Annotated in this window: 13 protein-coding genes and 1 pseudogene; 6 read left to right on the forward strand and 8 right to left on the reverse strand. The window is 63.2% G+C overall.

Annotated elements, in window-relative coordinates; translation table 11 throughout:
- The first annotated feature begins 246 nt into the window (after positions 1-246).
- Positions 247-915 carry a hypothetical protein gene (locus H7U20_RS22220; RefSeq protein ID WP_199761332.1) on the forward strand — a complete coding sequence of 223 codons (669 nt, stop codon included), beginning with the start codon at positions 247-249 and terminating at the stop codon, positions 913-915.
- Positions 916-1,487: 572 nt separating this feature from the next.
- Here the strand turns inward: H7U20_RS22220 and H7U20_RS22225 are convergent.
- Positions 1,488-1,883 carry a VOC family protein gene (locus tag H7U20_RS22225; protein WP_199761333.1) on the reverse strand — a complete coding sequence of 132 codons (396 nt, stop codon included), beginning with the start codon at positions 1,881-1,883 and terminating at the stop codon, positions 1,488-1,490.
- A 641-nt stretch (positions 1,884-2,524) separates the two neighbouring features.
- Here H7U20_RS22225 and H7U20_RS22230 point away from each other — a divergent pair.
- Both H7U20_RS22230 and H7U20_RS22235 read left to right on the forward strand, forming a co-directional pair.
- Positions 2,525-3,337, forward strand: coding sequence for an alpha/beta fold hydrolase (locus H7U20_RS22230; protein ID WP_199761334.1), 813 nt, complete (start codon positions 2,525-2,527; stop codon positions 3,335-3,337).
- A 321-nt stretch (positions 3,338-3,658) separates the two neighbouring features.
- Positions 3,659-4,387, forward strand: a pseudogene (locus H7U20_RS22235) (GNAT family N-acetyltransferase); the annotation flags it as partial.
- Positions 4,388-4,391: 4 nt separating this feature from the next.
- On the opposite strand, the gene H7U20_RS22240 reads toward H7U20_RS22235, so the two are convergent.
- A complete protein-coding gene (locus tag H7U20_RS22240) occupies positions 4,392-4,928 on the reverse strand; it encodes a GNAT family N-acetyltransferase (RefSeq protein ID WP_199761336.1) in 537 nt (178 codons plus the stop codon).
- 335 nt (positions 4,929-5,263) lie between these two features.
- Here H7U20_RS22240 and H7U20_RS22245 point away from each other — a divergent pair, with 335 nt between their 5' ends.
- Positions 5,264-6,574, forward strand: coding sequence for a protoporphyrinogen/coproporphyrinogen oxidase (locus tag H7U20_RS22245; protein ID WP_199761337.1), 1,311 nt, complete (start codon positions 5,264-5,266; stop codon positions 6,572-6,574).
- A 27-nt stretch (positions 6,575-6,601) separates the two neighbouring features.
- Here the strand turns inward: H7U20_RS22245 and H7U20_RS22250 are convergent, their stop codons facing one another.
- Entirely contained in the window at positions 6,602-7,384 is a 783-nt protein-coding gene (locus tag H7U20_RS22250; RefSeq protein WP_199761338.1) for an AAA family ATPase, read from the reverse strand.
- Positions 7,385-7,499: 115 nt separating this feature from the next.
- Between H7U20_RS22250 and H7U20_RS22255 the strand changes: the two genes are divergently transcribed.
- Positions 7,500-7,934, forward strand: coding sequence for an EamA family transporter (locus tag H7U20_RS22255; protein ID WP_199761339.1), 435 nt, complete (start codon positions 7,500-7,502; stop codon positions 7,932-7,934).
- Between the two features lie 25 nt (positions 7,935-7,959).
- Here H7U20_RS22255 and dkgB read toward each other — a convergent pair whose 3' ends face one another.
- On the reverse strand, positions 7,960-8,769 hold the full coding sequence (dkgB, locus tag H7U20_RS22260) for a 2,5-didehydrogluconate reductase DkgB (protein WP_199761340.1): 810 nt from the start codon (positions 8,767-8,769) through the stop codon (positions 7,960-7,962).
- Between the two features lie 241 nt (positions 8,770-9,010).
- Here dkgB and H7U20_RS22265 point away from each other — a divergent pair, with 241 nt between their 5' ends.
- On the forward strand, positions 9,011-9,529 hold the full coding sequence (locus H7U20_RS22265; protein WP_199761341.1) for an Lrp/AsnC family transcriptional regulator: 519 nt from the start codon (positions 9,011-9,013) through the stop codon (positions 9,527-9,529).
- Positions 9,530-9,689: 160 nt separating this feature from the next.
- Here the strand turns inward: H7U20_RS22265 and H7U20_RS22270 are convergent, their stop codons facing one another.
- The 4 genes from H7U20_RS22270 to H7U20_RS22285 all read right to left on the reverse strand — a co-directional run bounded on the left by H7U20_RS22270 (position 9,690) and on the right by H7U20_RS22285 (position 14,377).
- Complete coding sequence (locus tag H7U20_RS22270; RefSeq protein ID WP_199761342.1) at positions 9,690-10,889, reverse strand: amino acid aminotransferase; 1,200 nt, start codon at positions 10,887-10,889, stop codon at positions 9,690-9,692.
- Positions 10,890-10,924: 35 nt separating this feature from the next.
- Positions 10,925-12,001, reverse strand: a complete 1,077-nt coding sequence (gene hppD, locus H7U20_RS22275; protein ID WP_199761343.1) for a 4-hydroxyphenylpyruvate dioxygenase — start codon at positions 11,999-12,001, stop codon at positions 10,925-10,927.
- Positions 12,002-12,236: 235 nt separating this feature from the next.
- Entirely contained in the window at positions 12,237-13,511 is a 1,275-nt protein-coding gene (locus H7U20_RS22280) for a YVTN family beta-propeller repeat protein (RefSeq protein ID WP_199761344.1), read from the reverse strand.
- 53 nt (positions 13,512-13,564) lie between these two features.
- On the reverse strand, positions 13,565-14,377 hold the full coding sequence (locus H7U20_RS22285; protein ID WP_233410991.1) for a creatininase family protein: 813 nt from the start codon (positions 14,375-14,377) through the stop codon (positions 13,565-13,567).
- Positions 14,378-14,576: the final 199 nt, after the last annotated feature.

A 14,576-nucleotide genomic window follows, 5' to 3' on the forward strand; every position in this document is an offset into this window, starting at 1 on the left:
ATCACGTATCACCAATTCAAGCGCTCAAAGCATGGCAGAAGAAAAAGCCCGAATTATTTGTTAAGCGCGTGTATAACCACACGAGTCTTGACATCTAGCACAGCATGGATTCTCGCCTACGTGGCGGGAACGACGAATTCAGGTTATTCGATGTGCCTTTCAGCACACAAATGATTTTTACAAATTTACAACGCATAGAATATTTATTTAATGATAATATTTCAATATTATCCACAAAGACTAGACATGAACAGTATTCCCAAATCACCGCGAAGAGTGTTGTCAAATCTTGCCATTTCCCTTATCGCAACCATACTTCCCATCTCAGCGTTCGGCGCACCGGCCGTCGATGATCAAAAGGAATTTGATTATTATGCATTTGAAAAATCTATGATCGGACCTGCAACGACAGCTGAACGAAGAAGCATTATTCGCCAGCTCAAGGCAATTAATGATTTCGCACAAGATCCGACGCGAATGAAACTGGATGTGATAACCGGTATATCGCAAGCAGAATTGATGCCGACTGGCTGCCACGCAGTGAATGGTGGATTGACGAGCTGCGGATATTACAACCCTGCGCTAAAACCTGTTGCCACAATGACAGTAACCTCATTAGATACTCTATCAAAAAAACTAGAATCAGATCGAGGTGCAAGTGCGACATGGAACATTGATATTAAAAAAATTTGCATAACAAACAGTGCAATTAGATCAGTTATTCACGGAGAAAGAAAGCTCCCGAATCCCCCAGTGATGTATGATATATTCCCAGGAACAAAACCAATAAATAAACCATCAGTACATTACAATTACTTCAACATCAATAAAAAATATAGTGAATTATATCTAGCAATCTCTTCGAAAGGAAACTGCATTGACAACGTAGAACTGCATTTCGAATTAAAATATTAAAAAAATTTATCGAAAAGTTAAAATAATCCAATATTAAATAGGAAAATATGTCCTACGATCCACCGCCTAGATCTCGACTGGCCCGTTGCTGCCGCAACATTGTGACTCTTGCGCGCTAGCGGGCACAATCGGGAAATTTTGGTTTCACGTTTGATAGTACGGGACACTGCTTGACATTGGCGGGAAGGCTATCAAGGCTTTTCGACTCACCGGACTTTAAAGAAAACTCAGTAACAAATTCGTGATTGCAAATTAACACCGGATGACCTTTTTTGATGCCTCCCTCATTGCATTCGGAAGAATATAAGAGAAATGCACACTCACCTGACGGACTGCTGTCGCAGCGGACTGTCATGCTGCTCGCTATCGCAATAGGAGACGTGGTTTGAGCGACAACCGAAGCACAGCTAACAACTGAGACCAGTGAGACAAATACAGATGCAGCGAAACGATTTACTTTCATTTTTCCCTTAAAAAATTCCAAAATAATACAATATTAAAAAATAAAATTATTTTTCAATCACGGCCCTCTATGCTAACTGGAGTCAACGAGCTTACTCGCTGCGCGCAACTCAGCCCGAACAGTTCAACATCCACTGCACACCGAATTGATCCGTCAACTTACCGAAATAATCTCCCCAAACCTGCACTTCGAGTGGCGTGGTGACCTTGCCCCCCTCCGCCAAGCGTGCGAAGAGCTGCGTCGTTCGTTCGCGGTCACTCATCTGCAAAATGTGCGCAGAACCACGCATTGGTTCAGCGTCGTCGTTATCCGACGCGAAAAACAACACGCCCTCCCCCTCGAACCTCGCGTGCATGATTTTGTTACGCATGGCTTCATTGCGGACCGGCATCCCGCCTACGCCGAAACGTAAGACTTCGGTCACTTGACCAAGTCCACACCGGGTGTAAAACTCTAGCGCCTGTTCACATGTCGTGGTGAAAAAAAGATAATTGGAAAGATGCATTATTTCATCCTGGTTTAGGTCAAATCAATCACTATTTCACTTTGGGCCACCTCGAAAAACCGTCATTCCCGCGCAGGCGGGAATCTATACCCCGCATGTCCATTGGCTCAGCATGGGTTCCCGCCTACGCGGCGGTCCGCCGATGCGGAACGACAATTTGCTGGTTTTTCGAAGTGCCCTTAAGAAAATTAACATTGAAAATTAAAAAATAGACGCATTGTGGATGTCTGAGGCCGTTTTCCGTAGCTGTCCGCAGTTTTGACAGAAAGGTTCGCGGCTGAGCTAACCCGGTCGGCGCCGTTCAGGATAACATTTTGACCATGTTGAAAAGCCACAAATTGTCACATTAGGTAGAAGCCTCATCACAGCAGTCACGGCGTGTTCATTTGCCCGCCGGACTACCCAATCCGATTTCCCCGCTGTGCAACGCCTAGCCAACGTGGTGTCCTTGCCCGGCGCAGCTATCGATAGTAAGATCGTCGCGGCCTCGGCCAAGGCGCTACTGAGCACCATCCCGCGCCAGATCGCGCGGCGGGAGCCAACGCCAGCACATCTACACAGCACCGGCCAGCCGCCGCCAAGCCGGATATCGATGGGTGGCCCACGCGGGCACCCTTTTCACCGTCCACATTTCCAACACCATGACCAATTTCGCTCTCTCGGCCGTCGTCGCCACCGTCCTGCTCGCGCACGCCAGCGCCCAAGCGGCGCCGCCGGTCGGCCAGAACGCCCTGGCCGGCCCGCAAATCAAGGTCGATGTCGGCGGCCGCAAGCTCAACATGTATTGCACCGGCAAGGGTGCGCCCACCGTGCTGTTCGAAGCCGATGGCGGCCGTGCGGGTTGGGATTGGTCGGCAGTGCTGCCGGAAGTGGCCAAACGCACGCGCGCCTGCGTCTACGACCGCGCCGGCCTGGGTTCCAGTGACCCGATCACGCGGGCATCGACGGTCGCCAACGCCAGCAAGGATTTGAACTTCCTGATCAAGAACGCGCACATCGACGCGCCCTTCGTGCTGGTGGGCGCGGGCTACGGCGCCATGGTGGCGCAGCACTTCGCGCTGCGCTCGCGTGGCGCCGTCACCGGCCTGGTGCTGGTGCAGCCTATGCATGAGGATGCGCTGCCTGCGGACCGCGTCGGCAAGCTGGATGCAGCGCTGGCCTGCCTCGCCGCGGCGGAGCAAGCCAAAAGCGACGCCGCCTGCGCCTACCCCGGCACCGGCATCAACGGCGAAAACGGCCCCGCGCTGGCGGCAGCGCAGGCGGCGCAAGTGGCCACGCCATCCTATTGGCGCGCCCGTGCCTCCGAGCTTGACAGCCTTGAGACCAGCGCCAGCCAGCTACGCACGGCGCGCAAGCCTTTCGGCGACATGCCGCTGGCCGAAGTGCCGCACGGCGAACCGGCGGCCATCGTCGCCGCAGTGATGCAAGTGCTGGATCGACAAGCCAATAAATAAATTCGAAACGGTAGCCGACGCCTTACGTTGATTGCGGGCGGCGCTGCCACACCAAGCGCTGAATCAGACCACGAGGATATCCACGCCTTTCGTCTCGACCAACTGAATCAGTTTTGCCGCAGCACCGCTCGGCCGCTTATAGGTCGCCTCCATCAAACAGAAAATCCGGCGATAACGGCTCCATCTATTCTGATGGTCGCCGCCAGCCCGACTGGCTCCATACGATAGTGGTCGCCTGGTGCTTTTAACAGAGGCCCAGCCCTCGTACAATTGACGCACAGCCAGCACCCAACTGGTCCCGACAAAAAACCGAGGTGAGCCTTGCCCAGCATACTGAACGAATACAAGCAAACCGTTGGATCGCCCGCTCCGGACTGGCAAGCCCGTATGCCGCCGCAGCGCAGAACCATCGAGGGCCGCTACTGCCGTCTCGAAGCGCTGGATGCGGCGCGCCACGCGTCCGACCTCTACAGTGCTTACTGCCAGGCCGGCGACGGCCGAGACTGGACGTATATGGTCATGGGACCGTTCGCCGATGCAGACAGCTACCGCGGCTATCTCGACGGCGCGGCGGCAAGCGGCGACCCGCTGCACTACGCCGTGATCGACCGTCGCAGTGGACGCGCCGTGGGCACGCTGGCCCTGATGCGGATCGATCCGAAAAACGGCGTCATCGAGGTGGGCACGGTCATATTCTCCCCCGCCCTCAAGCGCACGCCGATCTCCACCGAGGCCCAGTACCTGCTGATGAAGTACGTCTTCGAGGATCTCGGCTACCGCCGCTACGAGTGGAAGTGCGACAGCCTGAATGAACCGTCGCGCCAGGCGGCTGCGCGCCTCGGCTTTCAATACGAAGGCATATTCCGCCAGGCGCTCGTCTACAAGGGCCGCAACAGGGATACCGCCTGGTTCTCCATCATCGACAGCGAGTGGCCCGCTTTGCAGGCCGCATTCGACTCCTGGCTGGCGCCGGAAAACTTCGACGAGCACGGCGCGCAGCGCCTGGCATTGTCGGCGATGCGCGCGCGTCCGGCCCCGCTGCCTGAGGCGCCGCTCAGGCGCGCGTGAGCGAGTACATCGCGGCCGCCATTGGTGTGCCGCGTAACAGCAGCCGATTGTGCAGGATGCCTTCGAAGCGCGCGCCGACCGTCACCGCCACCCGGCGGCTGGCCAGATTGTGCTCGGCGACGACGATCTCCAGACGATCCAGACCCAGCACGTCCAAGCCGAATTCGGCCATCATCGCCACGGCGCGCCTGGCGATCCCCCGGTTCTGCCGCGATGCCCTGACCCAGAACCCCAGGTTGGCGAAGTTGTGCTCGCGGTTGATGTGGTTGATGCCTATGCCGCCCAGATAGTCGCCGCCGTCCTCGGCGAAGATCCCCATGCTGTAGGCGGTCCGCGCCGCCAGGTCGGCGGCGCAGATGCGCACCCACTGCTCGGCCTCGCGCAAGGCAAACTGCTCGTCGCACCACGGCAACCACTGGCCCACGGTGTCGAGCGACTCGGCGGCGGCCCGGGCCAGCGCGGCGGCGTCGCCGGCACGAAGGGGACGAATGCAAAGTCCGTTGGCGACTAGATTTTCAGCCATCATGTTTTCCTGATTTTTTGAAAAAACGCGATCGAAAGCGACAACCGCAAACGCGCTCTATCCCATCTGTTCCACCTACTCCGTGGGCTGGGGCGGCAATGTCGACGGTTCAATTTTCTGCCTTGCAGCCAATCTCAACACGCCCCTATTCGCACGCCGCATCCGCCAGACTCTAGCAGATGGTTGTCTTTTCGGCAAACCAACGCCACCCATCCGCTCTGCGCAACCGCCCTCATGCGCGGGCTTTAGATGAAATTCATCTTGGCGACATAGACTCCTGTTGCCACGCAGTGTGGCCTGCGGCTGGGAAACATCTTTTGCAAACGAGGAAAAATTTGGAACGATCAGTCATCGTCATCGGTGCGGGCATCGCCGGCCTGAGCGCCGCGCATCACCTGACCCGCCACGGCTGCCAGGTCACGGTGCTGGAGGCGGCCGGGCGGGTCGGCGGCCGCATGAGCACCGACCTGCGCGACGGCTACCGCATCGACCGGGGCGCGCAATTCCTCTCCACCGGCTATGTCGAGATCCAGGCGCTGATCGCGCGCATGGGCATGGCCGCCCAACTGAGCACCTGCGCGCAATGGGGCGGCACGGCGCGCGCCGGCAAGGTGCGCCGGGTCAGTCCCAAAAAACCGTGGAGTGTGGCCAGCAGTGGCCTGCTGGGCTGGGCCGCGCTGCTGCGCCTGGGCCTGGCCGGCGCGCTCGACGCGCGCCGCAGCCGCCATCTACCGCTCAACGACTACGCCGCCTGGCAGCAGTGGGACGACCAAGGCACGGCGACCTGGGCCAGCGAGCGCTTCGGCGCCGACGCGCTCGAACACATCTTCGAACCGATGCTGCAGGGCTGCTACTTCCAGTCGCCCGAGGCCAGCTCGCGCGCGCTGGCGCTGCTCACTTGGAGCTATGGCATGCGCCGCTTCCGCACCGCCGCGCTGGACGGCGGCATGGGCGGCCTGACCGAGGCGCTGGCGGCCCAACTGGACGTGCGCCTGGCCACGCCGGCGCTGCATCTGGCGCACGACGCCGCCGGCGTGCGCGTCGAGACGCCGCAGGGCGAACTGCGCGCCGACCATGTGATCCTGGCCACCACCGCCTCGGCGGCGGCCGCGCTGTACCACACCGACTGCGCGCTGACCAAGGCGCTGCTGGCGACGCGCTACAGCGCCACCATCAACATCGGCATCGCCCTGCCCGGCGGCATCCGCGGCGGCAGCGTGCCGGACGATATCTACGGCCTGCTGATCCCGCGCCGCGCCCGCAAGGTGATCGCGGCGGTCGGCATCGAGTCGCGCAAGTCGTCCAGCCTGGTGCCGCAGGGCGAACTGCTCAACGTGACGCTCGACGGCCAGGCCGGCGCGCGGCTGGTCGACCAGGGCGAGGCGGCCGTGCTGAACGAAGTCTTCCCCGAGCTGGAGCTGTACTTTCCCGGCGTGCGCAAGAACACCGCCTTCGCCCACCTGTGCCGCTGGAGGGAGGCCGGGCCATGCTCGGCGGTGGGACGGGCGCGCGCCATCGGCGCCTACCGTGCCGCGCTCAAGCCGGACCAGCGCGTGCTGCTGGCGGGCGACTACATGAGCGCGCCGACCATCGAGGGGGCGGCGTTCAGCGGCAAATGGGCGGCCAGCACCTTGCTTGCCTCGTGACGGCGCGCGCCGGCGCCATTCCCGGCGCTAGCGGCGGCGCGGTGCGGCGGCACCGTCATGCGGTTCCGGCGCCAGCAGCACGTCGAGCATGCGCTTGGGGTTGACGACGAAATCGTGCATCACCTTGTAGTGCTCAGTGTCGTAGTAGTCGCTGCGCTCCAGCCCCGTCGCCGTGCAAACGTAAAGGTGGGCGTCCGGATAGGCCATCAGGATCGGCGAATGGGTGGCGATGATGAATTGCGAGCCGGCCTGCACCAGGCTGTGGATGTGCGCCAGCGCGGCCAGTTGGCGTTGCGGCGACAGCGCCGCCTCCGGCTCGTCGAGGATGTACAGGCCGTTGCCGCGAAAGCGCTCGCGCAGCAGCGCCATGAACGATTCGCCGTGCGACTGCTCGTGCAGCGACTGGCCGCCGTAGGAGTCGATGATCCGCGCTCCGCCGCCGCCGCTGTCGAGGCGTTCGATCTCGGTGGCGACGTTGAAGAAGCTTTCGGCGCGCAGGAAGTAGCCGTCGCGCGGCCGGCGAAAGCCTTTGGCGATGCGGATATGCTCGTGCAGCACCGAGTGCGAGGCGCGCGTATCGAAGCGGAAGTTCTTGCTGCCGCCCTCGGCGTTGAAGCCGCTGGAGACGGCGATGGCCTCCAGCAGCGTCGACTTGCCGGAGCCGTTCTCGCCGACGATGAAGGTCACCGCCGGATGGAACTCCAGCGTGTCGAGGTGGCGGATGGCCGGCAGCGAGAAGGGATAGCGGTCGAAGTCGGGCACCGTGTCGCGCCGCAGACGCAGGTCGATGGCGAATTTGGTGGAAAGCATGGTCGTGTGATGGAAGCGCCGAAGCCGCCATCTTACCCCGCCCATGCGCAGGGAGTTTGCAAAACGCCGCGCTTGAGGTACCTTGGCAGGCAAACCCACACACCTCGGAGGCCGCATGCACAGCAACTCGCAATGGATCTGGTTCGCACTGGGATCGGCCTTCTTCGCCGCCCTCACCGCCCTGCTGGGCAAGTTGGGCGTCGGCGGCATCAACTCCAACCTGGCCACGCTGCTGCGCTGCGTCGTCATCGTCGCGCTCACCGCCGGCATCATCTCCTGGCGCGGCGAGTGGCAGCGGCCAGACCACGTCAGCCTGTCCAGCTGGATCTACATCGTGCTGTCGGCCATCGCCACCGGCCTGTCCTGGCTGTGCTACTACCGCGCACTGCAACTGGGGCCGGTCAGCAAGGTCGCCCCGGTCGACAAGCTGAGCGTGGCGCTGGCCATGCTGCTCGGCGTGGTGGTGCTGGGCGAAAAGCTGACGCTGCCGGTGGCGCTGGGCGGCGCGCTGATTCTGGCCGGCTCGCTGGTCATCATCTGCGCGCCCTAGCCGGCCTCAAATCCCGCTAATTCCACTAATCCCACTGCGGCGCCAGGCCGGCCGGATTGGCCAGGCGCTCGTTGCGCTCCAGCGCGGCGATCTGCGCCATCTCGTCGTGGGATAGCACAATGTGGCGCGCCGCCAGATTGCTGGCCAGGTTGGCCGGCTTGGTCGACGATGGAATCACCGCGAAGCCCTGCTGCAGCGACCAGGCCAGCGCGATCTGCGCGGCGCTGACGCCGTGGCCTGCGGCGATCGACGCCAGCACCGGGTCCTGCATCACCTTGCCGTAGGCCAGCGGCATGTAGGCGGTGATGGGAATGCCCTGGCTGCGGGCGAAATCGACCACCGCGCGGTTCTGCAGGAAGGGATGGATCTCCACCTGCAGGGTCGCGATCTCGGCCGCGCCGACCGCGTCTATCGCCTGCCGCAGCAGCGCGTTGTTGAAGTTGGAGACGCCGATCAAGCGCGTCAAACCGGCCGCCTTGGCCTCGGCCAGCGCCGCCATGTATTCGCTCACCGGCACGGTGCCGTTCGGCGACGGCCAATGGATCAAGCTCAGGTCGAGCTGCTCCAGGCGCAGCTTGCGCAGGCTCTCCTTCAGGCTGGGGATCAGCTTGTCGGCGGCCAGGTTGTCGATCCAGATCTTGGTGGTGACGAACAGCTCGTCGCGCGCCACGCCGCTGTCGGCGATGGCCCGGCCGACCTCGGCCTCGTTCTCATAGATTTGCGCGGTGTCGATGTGACGGTAGCCGGCGGCCAGGCCGTCGCGCACCGAGTCGATGACGATCTGGCCCTGCAGACGGAAGGTGCCGAGGCCGACGGTGGGGATGGGGTTGCGCATATTGGTGTGCCCTTTCAAATGGATGGACACACTATGCCCGGATTCTCCCTTGTGAAAAATAGCCCGGCGGCCAAAAAATATTTGCCCCCGAATCAACAATGACGTGGCGAGCGGGCGATCAAAATGCGCGGTATAGTCCTGCCTCGCACATCATTATTGCCATATTCGGCACAACGATGCACAATCCAGCTGAAATGGCGCACAGCGTATGCGTCACCCCTCAACCCACGAGAACATTCGGATGACAACCATTACCGTAGACCGCCACGACCTCGCCATCCTCAACGAGCTACAACGCGATGGCCACCTGACCAACAGCACGCTCGGCGAGCGCATCCACCTGTCGACCTCGCAGGTCGGCCGCCGCGTGCAGCGGCTGGAGGAAGCCGGCGTGATCGACCACTATGCCGCCGTGCTCGATCCGCTGGTGGTGGGTTTGGACGTGATGGCCTTCGTCCAGGTGACGCTGGACCGCCACGGCGAAACGCGCGGCGAGGTGTTCGAGCAGGCGGTGGCCGACCTGCCCGAGGTGCTGGAGTGTTTTTCCGTGACCGGCGAGGCCGACTACATCGTGCGCGTCATCTCGCACGACCTGAACTCCTTCTCGAAGTTCATGATGGACGGCCTGCTGCGCATCCCCGGCGTCACCAACGTCAAGTCCAACATCTCGCTGAAAAAGGTCAAGCAAGTGACCATACTGCCGCTCGACCACCTGGCCCAGCCCAAGCTGAGCAAGCAGCGCGTGCAGTTCAGCGCCTAAAAACCAGCGGGGTCAGTGCCGACATTCGGACACAAGCTCAACCGTAAAGGGGGAATTCCCGCCGTTACGGCTCAGCCCGTGTCCGAATGTCGGCACTGACCCCGCATAAAAAACAGCGGCGCACAAGGCGCCGCTGCTGCTATCTACTCACCATGCACAATCAACGGCGCTTGAGCACCTGGGCGATGGCGTCGGCCGTCGGCGCGATGCTGCCTTCGGTCAGCGCGGCCAGGCAGATGCGGCCGGAGCTGAGCACATACAGGCCGAACTCTTGGCGCAGCACGTCGGCTTCGGCCGCCGTCAGGTCGGTGTAGCTGAACATGCCGGTCTGCTTGTTCAAGTAGCTGAAGTCCAGACCCGGGCAACGCGCGCACAGCGCGTCGTACAGGCCGGTGCGCATGGCTTTGACGCGCAGACGCATGCCTTCCAGCTCGGCCAGCCATTCGGCGCGCAGGCCGGCGTCGTCGAGCACGCGGGCGATGATGCGGGCGCCGTGGATCGGCGGACTGGAGTAGTTGCGGCGGATGGTCGCCTTCAACTGGCCCAGCACATTGGTGGCCTGGGTGACGTCGTCGCAGACCACGCTGAGCGAGCCGCAACGCTCGCCGTACAGCGAGAAGTTCTTCGAGAACGAGCTGGCGACGAACAGGGCGATGCCCTCTTCGGCGAAGTGGCGGATGGCGAAGGCGTCGGCGTCCGGACCCTCACCAAAGCCCTGGTAGGCGATGTCGAAGAACGGCAGCAGGCCGCGACGACGGATCAGGCCCGCCAGTTCGCGCCACTGCGCCTGGCTCAGATCGGCGCCGGTCGGGTTGTGGCAGCAGGCGTGCAGCAGCACCACGTCGCCGGCCGGCAGTTGCTCCAGCGCGGCCAGCATGCCGGGGAAGTCGATGTGGCCGGTGGCCGCGTCGTAGTAGCGGTATTTGCCGACCGTCAGGCCGGCGCCGCCGAAGATGCTGTAGTGGTTGTCCCAGGTCGGATCGCTGACCCAGACTTTGGCTTTCGGGAAGTAGTGGGCGATGAAATCGGCGCCCACCTTGAGCGCGCCGGAGCCGCCCAGGGTCTGCGCCGTGGCCACGCGCGACTCGCTGACGGCGCGGTGCTCGGCGCCGAAGATCAGCGCGCGCACCGCGCTGCGGTAGGCGGCGTTGCCTTCCATCGGCAGATACGGACGGGTGCCCAGCACGGCGGCCAGCGCCGTCTCGGCCTGCAGGACGGCGCGCATCGCCGGCATCTTGCCGGCCGCGTCGAGGTAGACGCCGATGCTCAGATTGATCTTGTTGGCACGCGGATCGGCGCCGAACTGCTCGTTGAGCGTCAGGATCGGGTCGCCCGGGTAGGCTTCAACTTCTTTAAACATGTTGCTCCTTCTTGTGCTGGGTCTGGCGGATTGGCTCAGTCCGCTTTGAGAACGCCGCGTTGGATCTGGTCGCGCTCGATGGACTCGAACAGGGCCTTGAAATTGCCCTCGCCGAAGCCCTCGTCGCCCTTGCGCTGGATGAACTCGAAGAACACCGGGCCGAGCACGGTTTTCGAGAAGATCTGCAGCAGCAGGCGGCGGCCGTTCTCGTCGCTGGTGCCATCCAACAGGATACCACGGGCCTTCAGTTCGGCGACAGGCTCGCCGTGGTTGGGCAGGCGCCCTTCCAGCATCTCGTAGTAGGTGGCCGGCGGCGCGGTCATCAGCGGCACGCCGGCTTCCTTCAACTGGTCCAGGGTGGCGACCAGGTCGTCGGTGAACAGGGCGATGTGCTGTACGCCCTCGCCGTTGAACTGCATCAGGAATTCCTCGATCTGGCCGGCGCCCTTGGACGATTCCTCGTTCAGCGGAATGCGGATCATGCCGTCCGGCGCGCTCATCGCCTTCGAGGTCAGGCCGGTGTACTCGCCCTTGATGTCGAAGTAGCGCAGTTCGCGGAAGTTGAACAGCTTCTCGTAGAAGGCCGCCCAGTAGGCCATGCGGCCACGGTAGACGTTGTGGGTCAGGTGGTCGATGACGGTCAGGCCGACGCCCTTGGGATGCTGGTCGACGCCGTCGAGGTATTCGAAGTCGATGTCATAGATCGACTTGCCCTCTTCGAAGCGGTCGATCAGGTACAGCGGCGCGCCGCCGATGCCCTTGATCGCCGGCAGGCGCAGCTCCATCGGGCCGACCGGCATGTCGATCGCCTGGGCGCCCAGTTCGAGCGCGCGGCGGTAGGCCTGCTGCGCGTTCTTGACGCGGAAGGCGATGCCGCAGGCCGACGGGCCGTGCTCGGCGGCGAAATAGGCGGCGGCGCTGCCGGGTTCGTTGTTGATGATGAAGTTGATGCCGCCCTGGCGGTACAGCGTGACGTCCTTGGAGCGGTGGCGCGCCACCTTGGTGAAGCCCATGGCTTCGAAGACCGGCTCCAGCGTGTTCGGCGTGGGCGAGGCGAATTCGATGAATTCAAAGCCCATCAGGCCCATAGGATTTGCTAACAGATCAGTCATGACGTATTCCCGGCATAGTGTGAGGGGCCAGTCCGGCAGTGCGCGCGGCGCCGTTCAACGGGGCCGGGCTGCCGACTGGAGATACGAAATTGTAGGGCGCTTCGTGCGCTTTTTGTGCGTGTCTTGGGCGGGTACCATGCGGGTTTATGCGCAAAACACGCATGGATATCCGAATTTCATCCAGTACCGAGGAGCGCTGTACGCGGCGGCGGGCCGGGCCGCCCGCCGCAAGGGTTTAGCGCAGGTTGCCGGTGTGGCCCAGCGAGTAGCGGCCCGGTTGCGGCCAGACGGTCAGGCCGTGCGGCTCCTGGCCGACGCGGATCTGCTCGACCTTGCCGCCGGTGGTGTCGATGCGGTAGACCACGTCGTCGAAGCGGCCGGACAGCCACAGGTATTTGCCGTCGGCGCTGACGTTGCCCATGTCCGGGCTGCCGCCGCCGGGAATGACCCAGCTGCCGACCACCTTGTCGCTGGCGAAGTCGATCACGCTGACGCTGCCCTTGCCGCGCCGCTTGCCGTGGATGCGGTGGGTGCCCCGGTTGGCGACGTAGAACTTCTTGCCGTCGCGGCTGGGGTAGATGCCGTGCGCGCCGACGCCGGTCGGGATGAAGCCGATCTCCTTGAAGGCGACGCCGTCGACCACGTGGACGCCGTCGGCATCCATGTCGGCGATGTAGAACTTCTTGCCGTCGGGCGAGATGCGTATGTCCTGCGGCATGCCCTTCTTGGAGCTGCAGATCTCGCCCGGCGGGCCGCCCACCGGCACCGACTCGGCGAAGCGGGTGGTCGGCATCTTCAGCTTCAGGTAGCCGGCCACCTTGCGCTCGACCAGATCGATCTTGGCGATGGTGCCGTCGAATTCGCAGGTGAACACGGCGAAGCGGCCGTCGTTGGAGAAGTCGGCGTGATTGATGCCGCCGCAGCCCGGCGTGTCGATCGAGTACTGCATCGCCATGGTCTGCGGGTGGCGGAAGTCGAGGCGGTGGCGCGCCTCGGCGACCACGATGGCCGACTTGCCGTCCGGCGTGAAGTACATATTGTAGGGGTCGTCGACCGGCACCGATTTGCCCGGCTTGCCGGTCAGCGGATCGATCGGCGTCAGGCTGCCCTTGTCGGTGCGCTCGGCGTTGTTGGCCGCCCACAGCGTGCGCAGGTCCCAGGCCGGCACGACGTGCTGCGGGCCGAGGCCGACCTTGAACTTGTCGACCACCTTCAGGCTCTCCTGGTCGATCACGTAGACGTCGTTGGAGCGCAGGTTGGGCACGTAGACGCGCGCCAGGTGGTCCTTGACGGCAGCGCTCATATTGGCCGGGCCGATGCTGCCGTAGACGTTGTTGGCATCGACCAGCGGCGGCATGCCGGGCAGCGGCGAGTAGGCCGGCGCGGCGGCCGGCGCGGCCGCCGCCGGCGCGGCCGGTGCGGCGCCGACGACGTAGCCGGCGATGCCCAGGCCGGCGACGGCCAGGGCGGTGGTGATGGCGAGCGTGCTGCGGCGTGGTGTCAATTTCATATCGTGTGGTGGTCCGGTCGGTGAATGGGGGACTGAATTGTCTTGAGTGTGGCTTAGCGGGCGCGGTCCTGCAATTGCTTCCTGATCGCGGCGACCGAGGTGTCGACGATGCGCTGCACGCCGAGCTGGCCCAGTTCGGCCGTGGCGCGCGTGGCGTCGCCGCGCACGCCGTCCTGCGGCGTCGGCTTGGCGCCGCGCGCCATCGCCTCGCTGCGCACCAGCGCCGGGTCGGTGGCCAGCATCAGGGCGGCGTCGGCCAGACCGCCGTGCAGGCCGATCTCGGCGGCGCTGTAGCCGCGTTTTTTCAGGTCGGCGACGTAGGCCGTTTGCGTGATCTCGTAGTAGTCGAGCAGCGCGTAGGCGCGGGCGTCGCCGGCCTTGTTCCAGGCGCGGTTCAGCTTGGCGGCGACGCGCGCCTCGTTCTGCTGGTAGCCGCCGTGGTCGCCGAGGAAGACGATGTCGCGGAAGCCGTGCTGACGCAGGCTGGCGGCGGTCGCCTCGAGCAGCGACTCGAAGGTGGCGTCGGGGATCGAAATGGTGCCGGCGAAGCGCATGTGGCCGGCCGGCGGGTTGATGCTGCCCTCGGGGACGTAGGAGACCACCGGCGCGACCAGGGTGTTGCCGAGTTTTTGGGCGATCATCCGGGCCAGCAGGCCGGCGCGCACGTTGTGCTTGCCCAGCGCGATGTAGGGGCCGCTCTGCTCGACGCCGCCGATCGGCACCAGGATGGTGGTGGCGCCGTGCTCGATGCGGCCGCGCAGCTCGCTGCTGGTGAGTTCCTCCAGCACGACGCTGGCGGCGCGCTCGGCGGCCTGTACCGCGCCCGGCGCGGCGGCCGACGCGGCCACGGCCAACAGCAAACTCAACAGGAATGCCGGATGGCCTCGCTTCACTGCCCACATCATCGCGTCCGCCCTTCGCCAAACCGCGGGGCACGACGCCCGGCGCTTGTCGATCGCGCCGCGTAACACCAGGAACTCATAAGCCACAGCCTTTTGGTGATTGTCAAATTCTGCCGCCGTGCCGCAGCGCTAAGCCCGACACAACTGTGAAGAATTATATTCG

This window comes from Rugamonas violacea (assembly GCF_016461825.1).
Taxonomy (GTDB): Bacteria; Pseudomonadota; Gammaproteobacteria; order Burkholderiales; family Burkholderiaceae_D; genus Rugamonas.

What these genes read in the sequence shown, in the direction of transcription:
- H7U20_RS22220 (WP_199761332.1), top strand. Translation starts at nt 247, where the DNA reads ATGAACAGTATTCCCAAATCACCGCGAAGAGTGTTGTCAAATCTTGCC.
- H7U20_RS22225 (WP_199761333.1), bottom strand. Translation starts at nt 1,883, where the DNA reads ATGCATCTTTCCAATTATCTTTTTTTCACCACGACATGTGAACAGGCG.
- H7U20_RS22230 (WP_199761334.1), top strand. Translation starts at nt 2,525, where the DNA reads ATGACCAATTTCGCTCTCTCGGCCGTCGTCGCCACCGTCCTGCTCGCG.
- H7U20_RS22240 (WP_199761336.1), bottom strand. Translation starts at nt 4,928, where the DNA reads ATGGCTGAAAATCTAGTCGCCAACGGACTTTGCATTCGTCCCCTTCGT.
- H7U20_RS22250 (WP_199761338.1), bottom strand. Translation starts at nt 7,384, where the DNA reads ATGCTTTCCACCAAATTCGCCATCGACCTGCGTCTGCGGCGCGACACG.
- H7U20_RS22255 (WP_199761339.1), top strand. Translation starts at nt 7,500, where the DNA reads ATGCACAGCAACTCGCAATGGATCTGGTTCGCACTGGGATCGGCCTTC.
- dkgB (WP_199761340.1), bottom strand. Translation starts at nt 8,769, where the DNA reads ATGCGCAACCCCATCCCCACCGTCGGCCTCGGCACCTTCCGTCTGCAG.
- H7U20_RS22265 (WP_199761341.1), top strand. Translation starts at nt 9,011, where the DNA reads ATGACAACCATTACCGTAGACCGCCACGACCTCGCCATCCTCAACGAG.
- H7U20_RS22270 (WP_199761342.1), bottom strand. Translation starts at nt 10,889, where the DNA reads ATGTTTAAAGAAGTTGAAGCCTACCCGGGCGACCCGATCCTGACGCTC.
- hppD (WP_199761343.1), bottom strand. Translation starts at nt 12,001, where the DNA reads ATGACTGATCTGTTAGCAAATCCTATGGGCCTGATGGGCTTTGAATTC.
- H7U20_RS22280 (WP_199761344.1), bottom strand. Translation starts at nt 13,511, where the DNA reads ATGAAATTGACACCACGCCGCAGCACGCTCGCCATCACCACCGCCCTG.